Raw genomic sequence first — 17,067 nt, 5'->3', positions numbered from 1 at the left:
GCGACTGATCAGCGAAGGCTTCTTTGAGCAACGGTGCTCCGGCTGCAAGCTCGACACCTGGATGGACCAGCCGATACCTCTGGAGCTGGACCACAAAGACGGCAACCATCAGAACAACGCACTGGACAACCTCAGCCTGTTGTGCCCCAACTGTTACTCGCTTACGCCAACCTTCAGAGGCAAGAACAAGAGGTCCGCGTCCACGCTAGACTCGGCTGCCTAGAGGGGACGTAGCCTAATTGGCATCGGCGGGGCGCTTAAAACGCCCGACATTTGTGGGTTCGAGTCCCACCGTCCCCACTGTCAAAAGGGTTCACAGGTCGCGTGATCAATTTGCCACTGTCGCACCTCTATTGGGCACCCACCCAAGTAAGAGGCACTTTTGGTGACTGTGAATTCTCTAGAAGAAGTCCGCGGCCTCCGCCAATTGGGCTATGGGGGCGTCAGCCGATGAGAACGCTACCCAACGCATCGAGTGTCGGGTTCACGACCGCCGCAGCGACGAAAGCGTGCGTCAACCCGACACTCGGCGCATTGAAGTCGTAAAGGTCGGCAGTCGGGGCGTCAAGAAACCGTCAAGAGCCGGGCTTGCGCCGCTGAGCTCCACGTTTGCTTGAGAAGCCCGCCGAAATCCGGCGGCCTTTGTCAACGTCTCGGAGTGCCATGTCCGTCGTGGTCTACCTCGTGCTGACGGTGGCGGTCTTCGCCGTCCTCGGCTCGGTCCAGAAGTTGGTCGAGCGGCTGTGAGCTACGCCAACGCCGTCAGCCTCGTGCTGGCCATCCTCGTCGCGATGTTCCTCTTCGCCGCCCTGCTGTTTCCCGAGCGGTTCTGATGAGCGCAACCACCGCCGGCATGCTCTTCCCCGTCTCGCTGATCATCGGGTTGGCCCTCGTCCACGTGCCGCTCGGCGACTACATGTACCGGGTCTACTCCTCCGAGAAGCACCTGCGCAGTGAACGCGTCATCTACCGACTCGTCGGCGCCGACCCGAAATCCGAACAGACCTGGGGCGCCTACGCCCGCAGCGCGCTCGCCTTCTCCGCGGTCAGCCTACTGTTCCTGTTCGTCCTGCAACTGGTCCAGGGCAAGCTGCCGCTGCACCTCGACGACCCGGGCACGCCGATGACCCCCGCGCTGGCCTGGAACACCGCGGTCAGCTTCGTCACGAACACGAACTGGCAGGCCTACTCCGGCGAGTCAACCCAAGGCCACCTAGTGCAGATGGCCGGTCTGGCGGTGCAGAACTTCGTCTCCGCCGCGGTCGGCATGGCGGTCGCGATGGCGTTCGTCCGCGGCCTCGCCCGACGCAACACTACCGAACTCGGCAACTTCTGGGTCGACCTGATCCGCGGCTCCATCCGAATCCTGTTGCCCATCTCCATCATCGGCGCGACTATCCTCGTCGCCGGCGGCGTGATCCAGAACTTCGACCTGCACAGCCAGTCGGTCACCACCCTCGCCGGCGGACAGCAGACCATTCCCGGTGGCCCGGTCGCCAGCCAGGAAGTCATCAAGCTGCTCGGCACCAACGGCGGCGGATTCTTCAACGCCAACTCCGCGCACCCGTTCGAGAACCCCACCGCATGGACCAACTGGGTGGAGATCTTCCTGCTGTCGTGCATCGCGTTCTCGCTACCCCGCACGTTCGGCCGCATGGTCGACAACCGCAAGCAGGGTTACGCGATCGTCGCAGCCATGTCGACCATCGCGCTGCTCAGCGTCACGCTGATGCTGACCTTCCAATTGCAGCACCACGGAACGGTTCCCACCGCGGTCGGCGCATCCACCGAAAGCGTCGAGCAGCGCTTCGGCGTCGCGAACTCCGCCGTGTTCGCCGACCTGACGACGCTGACGTCCACCGGCGCCGTCAACTCGTTCCACGATTCCTACACCAGCCTCGGCGGCATGATGACGCTGTTCAACATGCAGCTCGGCGAGATCGCCCCCGGCGGCGTCGGTTCGGGCCTCTACGGCATGCTGATCCTCGCGATCATCACCGTGTTCATCGCCGGGCTGATGGTCGGCCGCACGCCGGAGTATCTCGGCAAGAAGATCACTCCGCGCGAAATCAAGCTCGCCGCCACCTATTTCCTCGTCACACCGCTGATCGTGCTGACCGGCACCGCTGTGGCGATGGCGATGCCCGGTCAACGAGCCGGCATGCTCAACACCGGTCCGCACGGCCTCTCCGAGGTGCTCTACGCTTTCACTTCCGCCGGCAACAACAACGGTTCGGCGTTCGCGGGTCTTTCGGTCAACACCGAGTGGTACAACACCGCGCTGGGTCTGGCGATGCTCTTCGGCCGGTTCCTACCCATCATCTTCGTCCTCGCGTTGGCCGGATCGCTGGCCCGCCAGGGCAAGACACCGGAGTCGATCGGCACGCTGCCCACCCACCGGCCCCAGTTCGTCGGCATGGTCGCCGGCGTCACGCTGATCCTCGTCGCCCTCACCTTCCTGCCCATGCTCGCGCTGGGCCCACTCGCCGAAGGAATCCATTGATGTCCGCACCCACCGTCGCCCCCGCTCCGCCGGAACAGAAATACCCTGCCCCCAAGCGTATCCAGGGCCGACTCCTCGATCCGAAGTTGTTGGGGAAGTCGATGCCCGACGCGCTGCGCAAACTGGACCCGCGCACGCTGTGGCGCAATCCGGTCATGTTCATCGTCGAACTCGGCGCGGTGTGGAGCACTCTGCTGGCCCTTGCCGAGCCCTCGTGGTTCGCGTGGCTGATCGTCGTGTGGCTGTGGCTGACGGTGGTCTTCGCCAACCTCGCCGAGGCGGTGGCCGAGGGCCGCGGCAAGGCGCAGGCCGAGACACTCCGAAAGACCAAGTCGGCCACCATGGCCCGGCGCCTGATCGGCTGGACCCCGGGCTCACCGGGCCGCGAGGAACAGGTCGGCGCGCCGCTGCTGCAGCGGGGAGACGTCGTCGTCGTCGAAGCCGGCCAGACGATCCCCGGCGACGGCGATGTGGTGGAAGGCATTGCGTCGGTGGACGAGTCGGCGATCACCGGCGAGTCTGCACCCGTCATCCGCGAATCCGGCGGAGACCGGTCCGCGGTCACCGGCGGGACCACCGTGCTGTCGGACCGCATCGTCGTGCGGATAACCCAGAAGCCGGGTGAGAGCTTCATCGACCGGATGATCGCGCTCGTCGAGGGCGCCAACCGGCAGAAGACGCCGAACGAGATCGCGCTGAACATCCTGCTGGCCTCACTGACGATCATCTTCGTGTTCGCGGTCGCGACGCTGCAACCGCTGGCCATCTATTCCAAGGCCAACAACCCCGGCGTCCGGGACAGCCTGGCGCTGACCGGCGACGGCATCAGCGGCATCGTCGTGGTCGCGTTGGTCGTGTGCCTCATCCCGACCACCATCGGTGCCCTGTTGTCGGCCATCGGCATCGCCGGCATGGACCGGCTGGTGCAGCGCAACGTGCTCGCGATGTCGGGCCGCGCCGTGGAGTCCGCCGGTGACGTGAACACCCTGCTACTCGACAAGACCGGCACCATCACCCTCGGCAACCGCCAAGCCGCCGCCTTCGTCCCGATGACCGGCGTCGCAAAAGAGACACTGGCCGACGCGGCTCAACTGTCCAGCCTCGCCGACGAGACACCGGAAGGCCGTTCGATCGTCGTGTTCGCCAAGCAGCAGTATGGCCTGCGAGCCCGCACACCCGGCGAACTCGAACACGCCGACTGGGTGAAATTCAGCGCCACGACCCGGATGTCGGGCGTCGACCTCGGTGGACACAAGCTGCGCAAGGGCGCCGCCGGCTCGGTCGCTGACTGGATCCGTTCCGAGGGCGGCTGCGTGTCAACGCAATTGGGCGACATCGTGGAAGGCATCTCCGCCGCGGGCGGCACTCCCCTGGTGGTTGGTCAGGTCCGCGACGGCACTGCGTCGGTGCTCGGCGTGATACACCTCAAGGACGTCGTGAAACAGGGTATGCGTCAGCGGTTCGACGAGATGCGCCGCATGGGCATCCGCACCGTGATGATCACCGGCGACAACCCGTTGACCGCCAAAGCGATTGCCGACGAGGCCGGTGTCGACGACTTCCTCGCCGAGGCCACCCCCGAAGACAAGATGGCGCTGATCAAGAAGGAGCAGGCCGGCGGCAGGCTCGTCGCGATGACCGGCGACGGCACCAACGACGCCCCCGCGCTCGCGCAGGCCGACGTCGGTGTCGCGATGAACACCGGCACATCGGCGGCCAAGGAGGCCGGCAACATGGTCGACCTGGATTCCGACCCGACCAAGCTCATCGAGATCGTCGAGATCGGCAAGCAACTGCTCATCACCCGCGGCGCCCTGACCACTTTCTCGATCGCCAACGACATCGCGAAGTACTTCGCGATCATCCCGGCGCTGTTCGTCGCGCTGTTCCCCGGCCTGGACGTGCTCAACGTCATGCGACTGCACAGCCCGCAGTCCTCGATCCTGTCAGCGGTGATCTTCAACGCGTTGGTCATCATCGCGCTGATCCCGCTGTCGCTTCGCGGTGTGCGCTACACACCGAGCAACGCGTCGAAGTTGTTGAGCCGCAACCTCTCCATCTACGGCCTCGGCGGAATCATCGTCCCGTTCGTCGGGATCAAGCTCGTCGACCTCGTCGTCCAACTCCTCCCGGGAATGTGACATGAACTTCGCGCAAGTCGTTCGGCAACACTTCGCCGCCCTGCGGGCGCTGCTGGTGCTCACCGTCATCCTCGGCCTCGCGTACCCGGTCCTCATCTGGTTCATCGCGCAGATCCCCGGGCTGCGCACCAAAGCCGAAGGCTCACTGGTTCAGGCGAACGGAAAGGTGGTGGGCAGCAGCCTGATCGGACAGTCGTTCACCGACGCCGACGGCAACCCGCTGCCGCAATACTTCCAGAGCCGGCCGTCACCCGCTGGTGACGGCTACGACCCGATGGCCAGCGGGGCGAGCAACCTAGGGCCGGAAAGCATCATCGACACTGCGGAGACGCCGAGCCTGCTGACCCTCGTATGCGAACGCAGCAAGGCCGTCGGCGAATTCGACGGCGTCGATGGCGCGCGCCCGTTCTGCACGGGCGGCGGTGTCGGCGCGGCGCTTTCGGTCATCGGTCCCCGCGATGCGCGGGGCAACGTGGTGAAGCCGACGCGTGTCGTCAGCGTCAACGAGCCTTGCGACACGACCCGGGCGCCGTTCCTCGACTCCTACGCGGGCGTGCGCGTCGAATGTGCCGCGGCGGGCGAGGACTACGCCATCGGCCTGATCGTGCCGATCCGCGGCGGTGCGCCCGCCGATCCTGCAGTGCCCGCCGACGCCGTCACGGCCAGCGGCAGCGGACTCGACCCGCATATCTCGATCGCCTACGCAGACATCCAGGTCAATCGGGTTGCGACGGCACGCGGTGTCCCGGCCGACGAGATCCGCCGGCTCGTCGCCGAACACACCGACGGCCGGGCGCTCGCGTTCCTCGGCGAGCCGACGGTCGACGTGCTGGCGCTCAACATCGCGCTCGACAAGCTGGCATCAGGTGGATGATGGGCATGTGAGCGATCCGTCCGACCACCGCAAGAAGCGCGGTGAACTGCGCATCTACCTTGGCGCGGCACCCGGGGTCGGCAAGACCTTCGCGATGCTCGGCGAGGCGCACCGACGGCTGGAACGGGGCACCGACGTGGTCGCCGCCGTCGTGGAGACGCACGGCCGCAAGAAGACCGCCGATCTGCTCGACGGCATCGAGACGATTTCGCCGAAGATTATCGAATACCGCGGCAAGTGCTTCGAAGAACTCGACGTGGCAGGGGTGCTGCGCCGTCAACCACAGGTGGTTCTGGTCGACGAGCTGGCGCACACCAACACGCCCGGCTCCGAGAATCCCAAGCGATGGCAGGACGTCGATGAACTGCTCGACGCCGGCATCACCGTCATCACGACGGTCAACGTTCAGCACCTCGAGAGCCTCAACGACGTCGTCACCCAGATCACCGGCATCGAGCAGCAGGAAAAGGTCCCCGACGCGGTGGTCCGCGCCGCCGATCAGATCGAGCTCGTCGACATCACCCCGGAAGCATTGCGGCGCAGGCTTGCTCACGGAAATGTGTATGCACCCGATCGCGTCGACGCGGCTCTGTCCAACTACTTCCGCAAAGGCAACCTCACCGCACTGCGTGAACTGGCGCTGCTGTGGCTCGCCGATCAGGTCGACGCCGCGCTGGAGAAGTATCGCGAAGAGAACCAGATCACCGCCACGTGGGAGGCCCGCGAGCGGGTGGTCGTCGCGGTGACCGGCGGTCCGGAGTCAGAAACCCTGGTGCGTAGGGCCTTTCGAATCGCCTCGAAGTCCAGCGCGGAACTCTTGGTGGTGCATGTTGTTCGCGGCGACGGCCTCTCGGGTGTCTCCGCGCCGCAGATGGGCAAGGTCCGCGAACTCAGCGCCAGCTTGGGCGCCACGGTGCACACCGTCGTCGGCGACGACGTGCCGACCGCCCTACTGGATTTCGCCCGCGACGAGAACGCGACGCAGTTGGTCGTCGGAACCTCGCGGCGGTCGCGATGGGAACGGATCTTCAACGAAGGCATCGGCGCGTCGGTGGTTCAGCAGTCCGGGTCCATCGACGTGCACATGGTCACTCACCCGGAGGCGCATAGGGAGTCGGTGTGGACCCGGACCGGTCCCCGACACAGATATCTGTCCTCCTGGCTGGCCGCGGTGCTGGTTCCATCGGCGCTGTGCGCGGTGCTGGCTCTGGTCTTGGACCCCGTGCTCGACGTGGGCGGTGAGAGCGCGCTGTTCTTCGTCGGGGTGCTGGTGGTGGCCCTCCTCGGCGGGGTGGCACCCGCCGCGCTGTCGGCGGTGTTGTCGGGCCTGCTACTGAATTACTTTCTGATCGAACCGCGCTACACGCTCGATATCGCCCGGCCCGACAACGCGATCACCAGCGTCGTGCTGTTGGCGGTCGCGGTCGCCGTGGCAGTGCTGGTCGACAACGCCGCCAAGCGCACCCGGGAGGCCAGGCGGGCATCCCAAGAGGCCGAGCTGCTCGCGTTGTTCGCGGGATCCGTGCTGCGCGGCGCCGATCTCGAGACGCTGCTAGAGCGCGTCCGCGAGACGTATTCCCAACGCGCCGTGAGCATGTTGCGTGCCACCGACGAGCGCTCCGACGGTGGCCTCGTCGCGTGTGTCGGGACCGATCCGTGTGTGACCGTCGACTCCGCCGACACCGCAATCGAAGTCGGCGATGACGAGTTCTGGATGTTGATGGCCGGCCGCAAGCTGCGTGCTCGTGACCGCAGGGTGCTGACAGCGGTCGCGAAACAGGCCGCGGGTCTGGTCAAACAACGCGAGCTCGCCGAGGAAGCCGGCAAGGCCGAAGCGATCTCCCAAGCCGACGAACTGCGGCGCTCACTGCTGTCGGCGGTCAGCCATGACCTGCGCACACCACTTGCCGCGGCCAAGGCTGCCGTGTCGAGCCTGCGCAGCGACGACGTCGAGTTCTCCGCCGACGACACCGCCGAACTGCACGCCACCATCGAAGAGTCGATCGACCAACTGACGGCGCTCGTCGGCAACCTGCTCGACTCGTCACGGCTGGCCGCGGGTGTCGTCAAACCGGAACTGCGAGCGGTGTATCTCGAGGAGACGGTGCAGCGGGCACTGCTGGGAATCAGCAAGGGTGCGACGGGCTTCCGGAAGCGCGGCGTCGAGCGGGTGAAGGTGGACGTGGGTGACGCCGTGGCGCTGGCCGATGCCGGCCTGCTCGAACGGGTGCTGGCCAACCTCGTCGACAATGCACTGCGGTATGCCCAGGACAGCGTGGTACGGGTGACGGCCGGCCAGGTCGGCGGCCGGGTGCTGATCGCGGTTGTCGACGAGGGACCCGGCATTCCCCGCGGCGCCGAGGAACGCCTGTTCGCACCGTTCCAGCGGTCGGGTGACCGCGACACCAGTATCGGTGTCGGGCTGGGGCTTTCGGTGGCGCGCGGTTTCATGGAGGCGATGGGCGGCAGCATCTCTGCGAGCGACACCCCTGGTGGCGGACTGACCATCGAGATCGACCTGGCGGCACCGTCATGACGGCGGTGAAGACCAGGGTGCTCGTCATCGACGACGAACCGCAGATCCTGCGGGCGCTGCGCATCAACCTGTCGGTGCGCGGCTACGAAGTGTTCACCGCCGCCAACGGCGCCGACGCGCTCGAGACCGCGGCCGACCACCGCCCCGACATCGTCGTGCTCGACCTCGGCCTGCCGGACATGTCCGGTATCGACGTGCTCGCCGGTCTGCGTGGATGGCTGTCGGCACCGGTGATCGTGCTGTCGGCACGGACCGATTCCTCCGACAAGGTCGAGGCACTGGACGCCGGCGCCGACGACTATGTGACGAAACCGTTTGGCATGGACGAGTTCCTGGCCAGGTTGCGGGCAGCGCTGCGCCGCGCGTCGGTGGCGTCGGATACCGAGGAGCCCGTCGTCGAAACGGCGTCGTTCACCGTCGACCTGGCGGCCAAGAAGGTCACAAAGAACGGCGCAGAGGTCCACCTGACGCCGACCGAATGGGGCATGCTCGAGATGCTGGTGCGCAACCGCGGCAAGCTCGTCGGCCGCGAAGAGCTCCTCAAAGAGGTGTGGGGACCGGCATACGCGAAGGAAACCCACTATCTCCGCGTCTATCTCGCGCAGTTGCGGCGCAAACTCGAGGACGACCCCTCGCATCCCGTCCATCTGCTGACCGAAGCGGGAATGGGCTACCGCTTCCAGCAGTAACCTCTTCCCGTGGGACCTCCTCCTCCGCGACCAGTCGCAAGATGCCGCACAAATGGCGGCTATTTCAGGGTCACTTTGCGTCTGCTCGGCCAGAGAAGGTGCCCGAGTGATTGCTCACCGCGTCATCAACGACAGGATCGCGCGGTTGAGTTGCCGGCGCGGCCAACCCAGTCGGCCGTCCTCGGCCAGCGCAGCGCGGGCGGCGTTGCGTCCGCAGGCACCGTGCACTCCCCCGCCCGGCGATGCGCCTGCGCTGCCGAGATACACGTTCTCTACGGGTGTTTCGGCCCCGCCGAAGCCAGGCACCGGCCGGAAGACCAACTGCTGAAACAACTGTGAGGTGCCGCCGTTGACGGCTCCCGCGTGCAGGTTGGCGTCGCTGGCCTCGAGGTCGGACGGACGCTGGATCGACTTGCCGACGATGTGGTCACCGAAGCCCGGAGCGTACTTCTCCAGCACCATGTCCACGGCCGCCGACAGCTGGTCGGCCGACGCATTGTCGGCAACGCCGCGCGGCAAATGCGTATACGCCCAGGCGCTTTCGGTGCCCTCCGGCGATCGGCTGGGATCGGCCGTCGTCATCTGCCCGAACAACATGAACGGATGCAACGGCACCGTCCCCGTGTTGAGATCGGCCATCCACCGGATCAAGCCGTCGTGGTCGGCGCCGATGTGGACGGTTCCGGCGTCGCTCAGGCTTTTCGACCGCCACGGGATGGGTGCGTCGAGCGCGTAGTTGATCTTCAACACCGGTGTGTCCCAGACGAACCGGTCGATGCTCTGCAGCACCGAGTCGGGAAGGGCGTCGGCGGGCAGAAGCCGGCGGTACAGCATCGGTGCCGAGGTGTCGGCGATGACTGCGCGCCGTACCCGCACGGTGTCACCGCCTGTGGTGCGCACGGACACGGCGCGGCGGCCGCGGACATCGATCGCGTCGACCTCGCGCCCACACTCGATGTGGGCGCCGGCCGATTGCGCCCGGCGCACCAGCGCCTCGGCCAGCTGTCCCGCGCCGCCGACCGGAACCGGAAAGCCGCCGTCCTGCGCCATCATGATCAGCATGTAGCCCATGACGCCGCTGCCCGGCGCGTCGATCGGCACATCGGCATGCATCGCATTGCCCAGCAACAGGAGTCGGGCCGCCTCGCCGTCGAACAGGTGCTCGCCCATCACGCCGGCGGGTAATAACAGCAGATGCGCCAGTCGCAACGCCTCGGCGGTGCCGAGTTTGCGCAGCAGACCGACCGCCCCACGCACGGGCGGAAACGGCGCGAACAATGTCTCCAGGAGCGGTTCCTTGATCTGGCACCACTGGTCGAACAGTTCCCGCCAACGCGCTCCGTCACCGCGCTGGCGTCGATCCAGATCTTCGGCGGTGCGGTCGATGTCGCGCCAGATCACCGGCGCGTCGTAGTCATCGGCCGAACGCGCGTGGCCGACCACCGCGGGTGAATGCGCCCACCGCAGCCCGTGGTCCTCGAGGTGTAGCGATTTCAATGCCGGCGACACGACGGACAACGGATAGAAGGCGCTGTAGAGGTCGCTGACGAATCCGGGGAACAGTTCGGCACTTTTCACCGCGCCGCCGGGTTGCTGCTGTGCTTCCAGAACGAGCACATCCCAACCCGCGTCGGCGAGCATTGCCGCGGCGACGAGACCGTTGTGGCCCGCTCCGATCACCACGGCGTCGGCGGTGGCGGGGACGCTCACTTCGAGATCAACCGGTTGGCGGCCGCCTTGACCGAATCCGGAAGGACCCGATTCACCAGGCCCATCGCCTTCGAAAGGGGCGAGGCGGCAACGACTTTGCGCTCGCCGGTCATCAGTGCGTCGTAGCCCTGCTCGGCGACCTTAGCGGGGTCGTCTTTGGGTATCCGACCGACGAGGGTGTCCAGCATGTCCGCGCGGCGGAAGAAGTTGGTGTCGGTGGGACCCGGCATGAGCGAGGTGATGGTGACGCCGGTGTCGCGCAGTTCGTCGTGCAGCGCCTCGGCGAACGACTGGACGAACGACTTCGACGCGTTGTAGACGGTCTGCAGCGAGCCGGGCATCGTCGAGGCGATCGAAGAGGTGAACAACACCTTGCCCGAACCGCGTTTCGCCATGTCGCGCAGCACGAGTTTGGCCAGGTGCGTCGTCGAGCGCACGTTGAGGTCGACGATGTGGAGGTCGTCGTCGAGATCCCGGTCGACGAACGGGCCGGCCCCGCCTATGCCGGCGTTCAGCGCGACCGCTTCGAGGGGGCGACCGTTCTCGGTGGCAGTGCGGTAGAGGCGCTCGACTTCGTCGGGTTTGCGGAGATCGACCTGTACTGCGCGGACCTCGGCTCCACCGGTGGCGAGTTTGTCCGCGCTGGCATGAATCGCATCGTCATCGGCGGCCACGACGACGTCGTATCCATCGTCGGCGAACAGCTTCGCCAGCTCAAAGCCGATACCGCTGGAGGCGCCGGTTACCAGCGCGAGTGGTCGTCCCTCTGCCATGGTGGCGGGCTACCCGACGGGGTCTCCGTCAAACGCGCGCGAAGATACCGCGGCGTCAGCCGGCGTCGTCGTCTCCGTTGTCTTCTCCGTCGGGACTCTCGCCGCCTTCGTCATCGTGTCCGTCGTCGGGGATGAGGTAGCGCTGGGGGTGGTGGTAGTTGTTGACGCGGGCTTGGCCGGTGTCCAACTGTGGTGGTGGTAGCCATTCGGTGCGGCCGTCTTTGCGTTTTCGGGTGCGCCACCCACCGGGCTTGACCGCCCGGTTGTCGGTCGGGCACGCCAACGTCAACTCCGTGATGTCGGTCCGGCCGCCCGCAGCCCAGTCCGCGCCGGCATGGTGCACCTGGGAGTGATACGCCGGCGCCGTGCACCCGGGGCGGGTGCACCCACGCTCGCGAGCAAAAAGCATCAACCGCTGCGCCTTGGACGCCAACCGCCGGCCCCGCCCCAGATACAGCGGTTCTTCGGTGTGCTTGTCGAACACCGCCAGATACGGATAGGCGTGCGCGGCCAGTCGGATCACATCAGCCATCGGCACCAACGTTCCGCCGCCGGTGACAGCGTGCCCGGCCGCTGACTGCAGATCCTGCAGCGTGGCGGTGATGATCATGGTGGCAGGCAACCCGTTATGGCTGCCCATTCGGCCCGAGGCCAAAAGATCGCGGCACATCGCGCCGAGCGCGTCGTGGTTGCGCTGTGCGGCCGTGCGGGCGTCCGAGGACACGGCCTCCTCGGCCGGTTCGCCGTTCACACACGGGTTCCCGTCTGCGGGGTTGTTCATCCCCGGGGCGGCGGCCTTGGCGAAAACGGCCTCCAGCGCCGCACTCGTCGCCGGATCGAGCAGCCCGTGCAGCTCGCGCATCCCGTCGCTATGCTGCGCACCAAGTTTCAGCCACCGCTTGCGGGTTCGCAGCTCATCGGAGAACTCTCCGTCCTGATCGAGCAGATAAGCCAACCGGTCGGCGACCCTGCGCAACTCCTCGGGGGTGTGCTTGGCCGCCAGCTCGGCCAACTGCGCCTCAGCGGCCTCGCGCACATCAAAGCCCACCGAACGAGGAATCTTCTTGTCGAAGAACGTGCGGATGATTCGCACGTGCTCGGGTCCGATCACCCCACGTTCCACCGCCGCCGCGGTGTGCGCCAGGACCGGCTCCAACACCTCACCGGTCATCGCGCGCCGCGGCGCCAACTCGCCCGCCTCACGCACCCGACGGTGGGCATCGGTCTTGGAGATCCGCAACAGCACCTCCAACGCCTTCGCCACACTGCCGGCCCCCAGTTCTGCGACCGGTGCCCGGTCGAGTTCGGCAACCAACCGATGCCCCACCGCCGCCTGCGCACGCACCAACGTCTCCCACTGCGCGGCCACCGCAAACTGCTCGGCGGTGCTCAAAGACTCGAACGACTCGGCCAACAACCCGGCCAGCTCGCGGCTCATCACCGCGATCCGCTCACCGATCCGCTCCACCGACATACCCGAACACTAGTTCGAACCACCGACAGATCCACCCGGCTTGTGACTGATGAAACCACTGTGCCGCAAGGGATTACAGGCTACTGCTGGACAGTCTCCTCGGCCAGCGCGACCAGTGCGGCCCGCACCACGTCCGGCCGCTCGTCGACGACGAAGTGGCTGGCGTCGACCATCGAGACGGTGTAGTCGTCCGCGTTGGCCGTCTCCTCCGCGACGAGCGACGGATGCACGGCGTCATCGCCCGACCCGAACACGCAGCGGATCGGCACCGTGGCCCGCGGCGGGGCGGGCGCCCTGGCCGCGGCGGGCAGTTCGCGAAGCAGGAACGTTCGGTAGGTGTCCCGGCCGGTGCGGGCGACGACGGGATCGCGGAAGCGGTCGACGTAGACGCGCGCGGTTTCGCGGTCGAGTTCGGACGCGATCCGGAACACGCGAGCCACGAAGTGGGTGCGCCGCTGCAGCGGTGAACCGATCGTGGCCAGCGGCACCTGGTACCAGAGCCGCCACAGATGCGGCGCGAGCACTTTCGGACTCACCCACGGATGCGCCATGTTCATCGGCAGATAGCCGTCGAAGCGCTCCGGCGCGCCGAGCACCATGCGGTACCCGACGAACGCGCCCCAGTCATGGCCGACCAGCAGCACGCGGTCGAGGCCGAGCGTATCGAGCAGCGCCAGCACATCGGCGGCGACGTCGTCCTTGGCCCACCGGTGCGGCGCGGGCCCCGACCAGCCGTAGCCCGGCAGGTCCGGCGCGATGATCCGAAGCCCGGCGGGTGGGTCGGCCAGCAGATCCCGATACACCCAATGATGTTGCGGCCAGCCGTGCAACGCCACGACGGGACGCCCGTCGGCGGGACCGGCTTCGGTGACGTGGAAGCGCACATCGCGGGCGTCGACGAACGATCGTCGCGCTCCTTCGATCGGAGGCGGTTGCGCGGTCATAACCGCCGACTATAAGCCGCCGCCGCGCTACCGTGCCGATATGGCCGGATACCGAACTCTGTTCGACGCCAGCATCGCCGATCCAGCAGCGTTTTGGGCCGACGCCGCCCGTGCGGTCACCTGGACCCGCGAGCCGAAGCAGGTCCTCGACGACTCCAATCCCCCGTTCTACCGCTGGTTCGCCGACGGCGAGCTGAACACCTGCGCCAATGCTCTCGACCGCCACGTCGAACACGGCCGCGCCGACCAGCCCGCGCTGATCTACGACTCGCCGGTCACCGGTTCGCAGCGAACCTACACCTACCGCGAATTGCTCGATGCGACAGCATGTTTCGCCGCGGTCCTGCGTCGCCTCGGGGTCGGCAAGGGCGACCGCGTCGTCATCTACATGCCGATGGTGCCCGAGGCGGTGATCGCGATGCTGGCGTGCGCCCGGCTCGGCGCGATCCACTCGGTGGTGTTCGGCGGATTCGCCGCACACGAACTCGCGGCCCGCATCGACGACGTCCGCCCGTCCGTGGTCGTCTCGGCATCGTGCGGTGTGGAGCCGACGCGGACCGTCGAATACAAGCCGATGCTCGACGCTGCCCTGCAGATCGCCGAGCACAGCACCGTGAGTTGCGTGATCCTGCAACGCGACCAATGTCGTTGCGAGTTGGTGGCGAACCGCGATCACGACTGGCATGAGCTGATGGCCTCCGACGACAAAGCCGAACCCGTGCCCGTCGCCGCCACCGATCCGCTGTATGTGCTCTACACCTCCGGAACCACCGGCAAGCCGAAGGGCATCGTCCGCGACAACGGCGGGCACGCCGTCGCCCTGCTGTGGAGCATGCGCAACATCTACGACACCCATCCCGGCGACGTCTTCTGGGCCGCTTCCGACGTCGGCTGGGTGGTCGGCCACTCCTACATCGTCTACGGACCGCTGCTGCTGGGCGCGACAACCGTGCTCTACGAAGGCAAACCCGTTGGCACGCCGGACGCCGGCGCATTCTGGCGCGTCGCCGCCGAGCACCGCGTGAAGACCATGTTCACCGCGCCGACCGCGATCCGCGCCATCAAGAAGGAGGACCCCGACGGCCTGCATGTCGGCAAGCACGACCTCTCGGCGCTGCGGTATTTGTTCCAGGCCGGTGAACGCCTCGACCCCGGCACCTATTACTGGGCTTCGGAGAAACTCGGGGTTCCGGTGGTCGACCACTGGTGGCAGACCGAGACCGGATGGTCGATCGCCGCCAACCCCATGGGTGTTGAGCCGCAACCCATCAAGCCGGGCTCGGCCGCGCTGGCGATGCCCGGATACGACGTCCGGATCCTGCGCCCCGACGGCTCGCAGTGCGAGCCGAACGAGGAGGGGGCGATCTGCGTCAAGCTGCCGCTGCCCCCGGGCACCCTGCCGACGCTGTGGGCCGCCGACGACCGATACATCGCGTCGTACCTGTCGGCGTTTCCCGGCTACTACCTCACCGGCGACGGCGGATACGTCGACGAGGACGGCTTCCTGTTCGTGATGGGACGCACCGACGACGTGATCAACGTCGCCGGGCACCGGATGTCGACGGGATCGGTCGAGGCCGTCCTGGCCGCCCATCCCGCGGTCGCCGAGTGTGCAGTGATCGGGGTGAGCGACGAGATCAAGGGCCAGGTGCCACGCGGCTTCGTCGTGCTCAAGGCGGGCGCCAAGGCCGACCGGCTGGCCGAGGAGCTGGTCGAGGCGGTACGGCAGAACATCGGCGCGGTCGCCTCCCTGAAGGAGGTCGACGTCGTCGCGGCGCTGCCCAAGACCCGGTCCGGCAAGATCCTGCGCAAAACCATGCGAGGCATCGCCGAGGGTCGAGACGAGCCGGTCCCCTCGACCATCGAAGACCCGACGGTGCTCGAGAAGCTGAAGCCGATCTTGCGCGGCGGTGCCGCTTAGCCCGCGCAGACATCGTCATATCGGCATATATTCGTTGTTACGTCCGTGATTTCGCCGTCGCGAACGGGCGTCATAACACGAGGAGTTGATCCGCGATGCCCACATCTCCTAAACCTGCGGGCAGGGCCAAGACCGGCTGTACCTGCAACTGCCACAAGTGCGATCAAGGTCATCACTGCGGAAACGCGCCCAACTGCTACGTCAGGAAGTAGCCCGGTCGAAGGCCGAACCGGTCGGCGACCGCGACCGGGTTCTTGCGGTGCCTGACTAGCCTTCGAATCCGCGTTTGCCACGCCTTTCCCCGGGTACTTCTCGCCTCACCCGATGAAAGGAACGACGATGGTCAGCAGTCACCCGCCGGGGCCGACGGCGGCATCCCGGTACAGCTCACCTGCGCAAAAGGCCGCCCTCGCCGTCGGTGCAGTATTCCTGCTCGTCGGCATCTTGGGCTTCATCCCCGGGATCACCACGAACTACGACACCATGACGTTCGCGGGCCATCATTCCGAGGCCCACCTGCTCGGCATCTTCAACGTCTCGATCCTGCACAACATCGTGCACCTGCTGTTCGGTGTGGCCGGAGTGTTGATGGCGCGCACGTTCTCGGGCGCGCGCGCCTTCCTGATCGGCGGCGGCGTCATCTACCTGCTGCTCTTCGTGTACGGCCTGTTCATCGACCACGACAGCGCAGCGAACTTCGTGCCGTTGAACACCGCCGACAACTGGCTGCACCTGGCGCTCGCGGTCGGCATGATCGCCCTCGGTGTGTTGCTGTCACGCCACGACATCGACGCGAACACACCGATGAGACGGAACCCCCGCTAGCGACGACGACCGCCGTCACCGGCCCCGGTTAGCGTCCGGGCGGACGGGGTATCACCTGCAGGTCCGTCAATAACGGTCCGGACGGAGGCGAGGGATGGCGACGGCCCCCAAGTACATGGCTGTGCAGGCGGCAGCGTTGTTCGTGGGCGCCGCGTTGATCATCCTCGGTGTCCTCGGATTCATTCCGGGCATCACTCGTGACTACGACCGCCTGGACTGGCTCGGCCAGGACTCTGGGGCTCGCCTGTTCGGCATGTTCGTGGTGTCCGGTCTGCACAACGCGGTCAACCTGGTGATCGGCGCGCTGGGGTTGGTGATGGCGCGTACCTACGCCGCAGCCCGGGCATATTTCCTCGGCGGCGGCCTGGTGTACGTCGCGCTGTGGGCTTACGCGTTGAGCGTGGCGCACGCGTTCGACTGGTTGTGGTTCAGTCTGGGCGTCATCATGGTCATCCTCGGATTGACACTGGCGGGCCAACGCGACCCGACGAGGCGCCACAGCAGGATTCGCGCCTGAACTGACGACAAACGAAAACACAAGAGAACGGCCGGGTTTGACCCCGCGCCGATCCCGTGCCGCGAACACGCCGTGGCCGGCCGACCGACCGGAGCCGGCGGTCTCGACTGTGCCGCAGCGCATTTCCTGAAAAGTAACGTGAGCGTTGCATACACATGGT

General features: G+C 66.6%; 13 protein-coding genes and 1 tRNA gene. 10 read left to right on the top strand and 4 right to left on the bottom strand.

Going from position 1 to position 17,067, the window contains the following annotated elements; translation table 11 throughout:
- The first annotated feature begins 224 nt into the window (after nt 1-224).
- From AU188_RS24515 to AU188_RS24485, 7 genes are all read left to right on the top strand, one after another.
- A tRNA-Leu gene (locus tag AU188_RS24515) sits at nt 225-300 on the top strand.
- Between the two features lie 443 nt (nt 301-743).
- Nucleotides 744-833, top strand: a complete 90-nt coding sequence (locus tag AU188_RS25910; RefSeq protein WP_156426807.1) for a potassium-transporting ATPase subunit F — start codon at nt 744-746, stop codon at nt 831-833.
- Nucleotides 833-2,503, top strand: a complete 1,671-nt coding sequence (kdpA, locus tag AU188_RS24505; RefSeq protein ID WP_059166062.1) for a potassium-transporting ATPase subunit KdpA — start codon at nt 833-835, stop codon at nt 2,501-2,503. The genes AU188_RS25910 and kdpA overlap by 1 nt, the downstream gene beginning before the upstream one ends.
- Nucleotides 2,503-4,644: a potassium-transporting ATPase subunit KdpB gene (gene kdpB / locus AU188_RS24500; RefSeq protein ID WP_059166061.1), complete on the top strand. Its 2,142-nt coding sequence runs from the start codon at nt 2,503-2,505 to the stop codon at nt 4,642-4,644. Before kdpA ends, kdpB begins: the two co-directional genes overlap by 1 nt.
- A 1-nt stretch (nt 4,645) precedes the next feature.
- Nucleotides 4,646-5,518 carry a potassium-transporting ATPase subunit C gene (locus tag AU188_RS24495; RefSeq protein ID WP_059166060.1) on the top strand — a complete coding sequence of 291 codons (873 nt, stop codon included), beginning with the start codon at nt 4,646-4,648 and terminating at the stop codon, nt 5,516-5,518.
- Nucleotides 5,511-8,054 (top strand): DUF4118 domain-containing protein, encoded by a 2,544-nt coding sequence (locus tag AU188_RS24490; RefSeq protein WP_216636201.1) that lies wholly within the window; start codon nt 5,511-5,513, stop codon nt 8,052-8,054. Before AU188_RS24495 ends, AU188_RS24490 begins: the two co-directional genes overlap by 8 nt.
- Nucleotides 8,051-8,743, top strand: coding sequence for a response regulator (locus AU188_RS24485; protein WP_059166058.1), 693 nt, complete (start codon nt 8,051-8,053; stop codon nt 8,741-8,743). Before AU188_RS24490 ends, AU188_RS24485 begins: the two co-directional genes overlap by 4 nt.
- A 114-nt stretch (nt 8,744-8,857) precedes the next feature.
- On the opposite strand, the gene AU188_RS24480 is transcribed toward AU188_RS24485, so the two are convergent.
- From AU188_RS24480 to AU188_RS24465, 4 genes are all read right to left on the bottom strand, one after another.
- Nucleotides 8,858-10,453, bottom strand: coding sequence for a phytoene desaturase family protein (locus AU188_RS24480; protein ID WP_059166057.1), 1,596 nt, complete (start codon nt 10,451-10,453; stop codon nt 8,858-8,860).
- Complete coding sequence (locus AU188_RS24475) at nt 10,450-11,226, bottom strand: SDR family NAD(P)-dependent oxidoreductase (RefSeq protein ID WP_059166056.1); 777 nt, start codon at nt 11,224-11,226, stop codon at nt 10,450-10,452. The genes AU188_RS24480 and AU188_RS24475 overlap by 4 nt, the downstream gene beginning before the upstream one ends.
- A 55-nt stretch (nt 11,227-11,281) precedes the next feature.
- Complete coding sequence (locus tag AU188_RS24470) at nt 11,282-12,700, bottom strand: HNH endonuclease signature motif containing protein (protein ID WP_059166055.1); 1,419 nt, start codon at nt 12,698-12,700, stop codon at nt 11,282-11,284.
- Nucleotides 12,701-12,780: 80 nt separating this feature from the next.
- The gene (locus AU188_RS24465) at nt 12,781-13,644 is read right to left on the bottom strand and encodes an alpha/beta fold hydrolase (protein WP_059166054.1); all 864 of its coding nucleotides are present in this window, start codon (nt 13,642-13,644) and stop codon (nt 12,781-12,783) included.
- A 40-nt stretch (nt 13,645-13,684) separates the two neighbouring features.
- Here AU188_RS24465 and AU188_RS24460 point away from each other — a divergent pair, with 40 nt between their 5' ends.
- The 3 genes from AU188_RS24460 to AU188_RS24450 all read left to right on the top strand — a co-directional run bounded on the left by AU188_RS24460 (nt 13,685) and on the right by AU188_RS24450 (nt 16,907).
- Complete coding sequence (locus AU188_RS24460; protein WP_059166053.1) at nt 13,685-15,565, top strand: propionyl-CoA synthetase; 1,881 nt, start codon at nt 13,685-13,687, stop codon at nt 15,563-15,565.
- Nucleotides 15,566-15,904: 339 nt separating this feature from the next.
- The gene (locus tag AU188_RS24455; RefSeq protein WP_059166052.1) at nt 15,905-16,390 is read left to right on the top strand and encodes a DUF4383 domain-containing protein; all 486 of its coding nucleotides are present in this window, start codon (nt 15,905-15,907) and stop codon (nt 16,388-16,390) included.
- Nucleotides 16,391-16,484: 94 nt separating this feature from the next.
- On the top strand, nt 16,485-16,907 hold the full coding sequence (locus AU188_RS24450) for a DUF4383 domain-containing protein (protein ID WP_059166051.1): 423 nt from the start codon (nt 16,485-16,487) through the stop codon (nt 16,905-16,907).
- Nucleotides 16,908-17,067: the final 160 nt, after the last annotated feature.

It is taken from the genome of Mycobacterium sp. IS-3022 (assembly GCF_001500065.1).
Taxonomy (GTDB): Bacteria; Actinomycetota; Actinomycetes; order Mycobacteriales; family Mycobacteriaceae; genus Mycobacterium.
The sequence above is the reverse complement of the archived record's forward strand: the minus strand, read 5'-3'. Positions and strand labels throughout refer to the sequence as shown.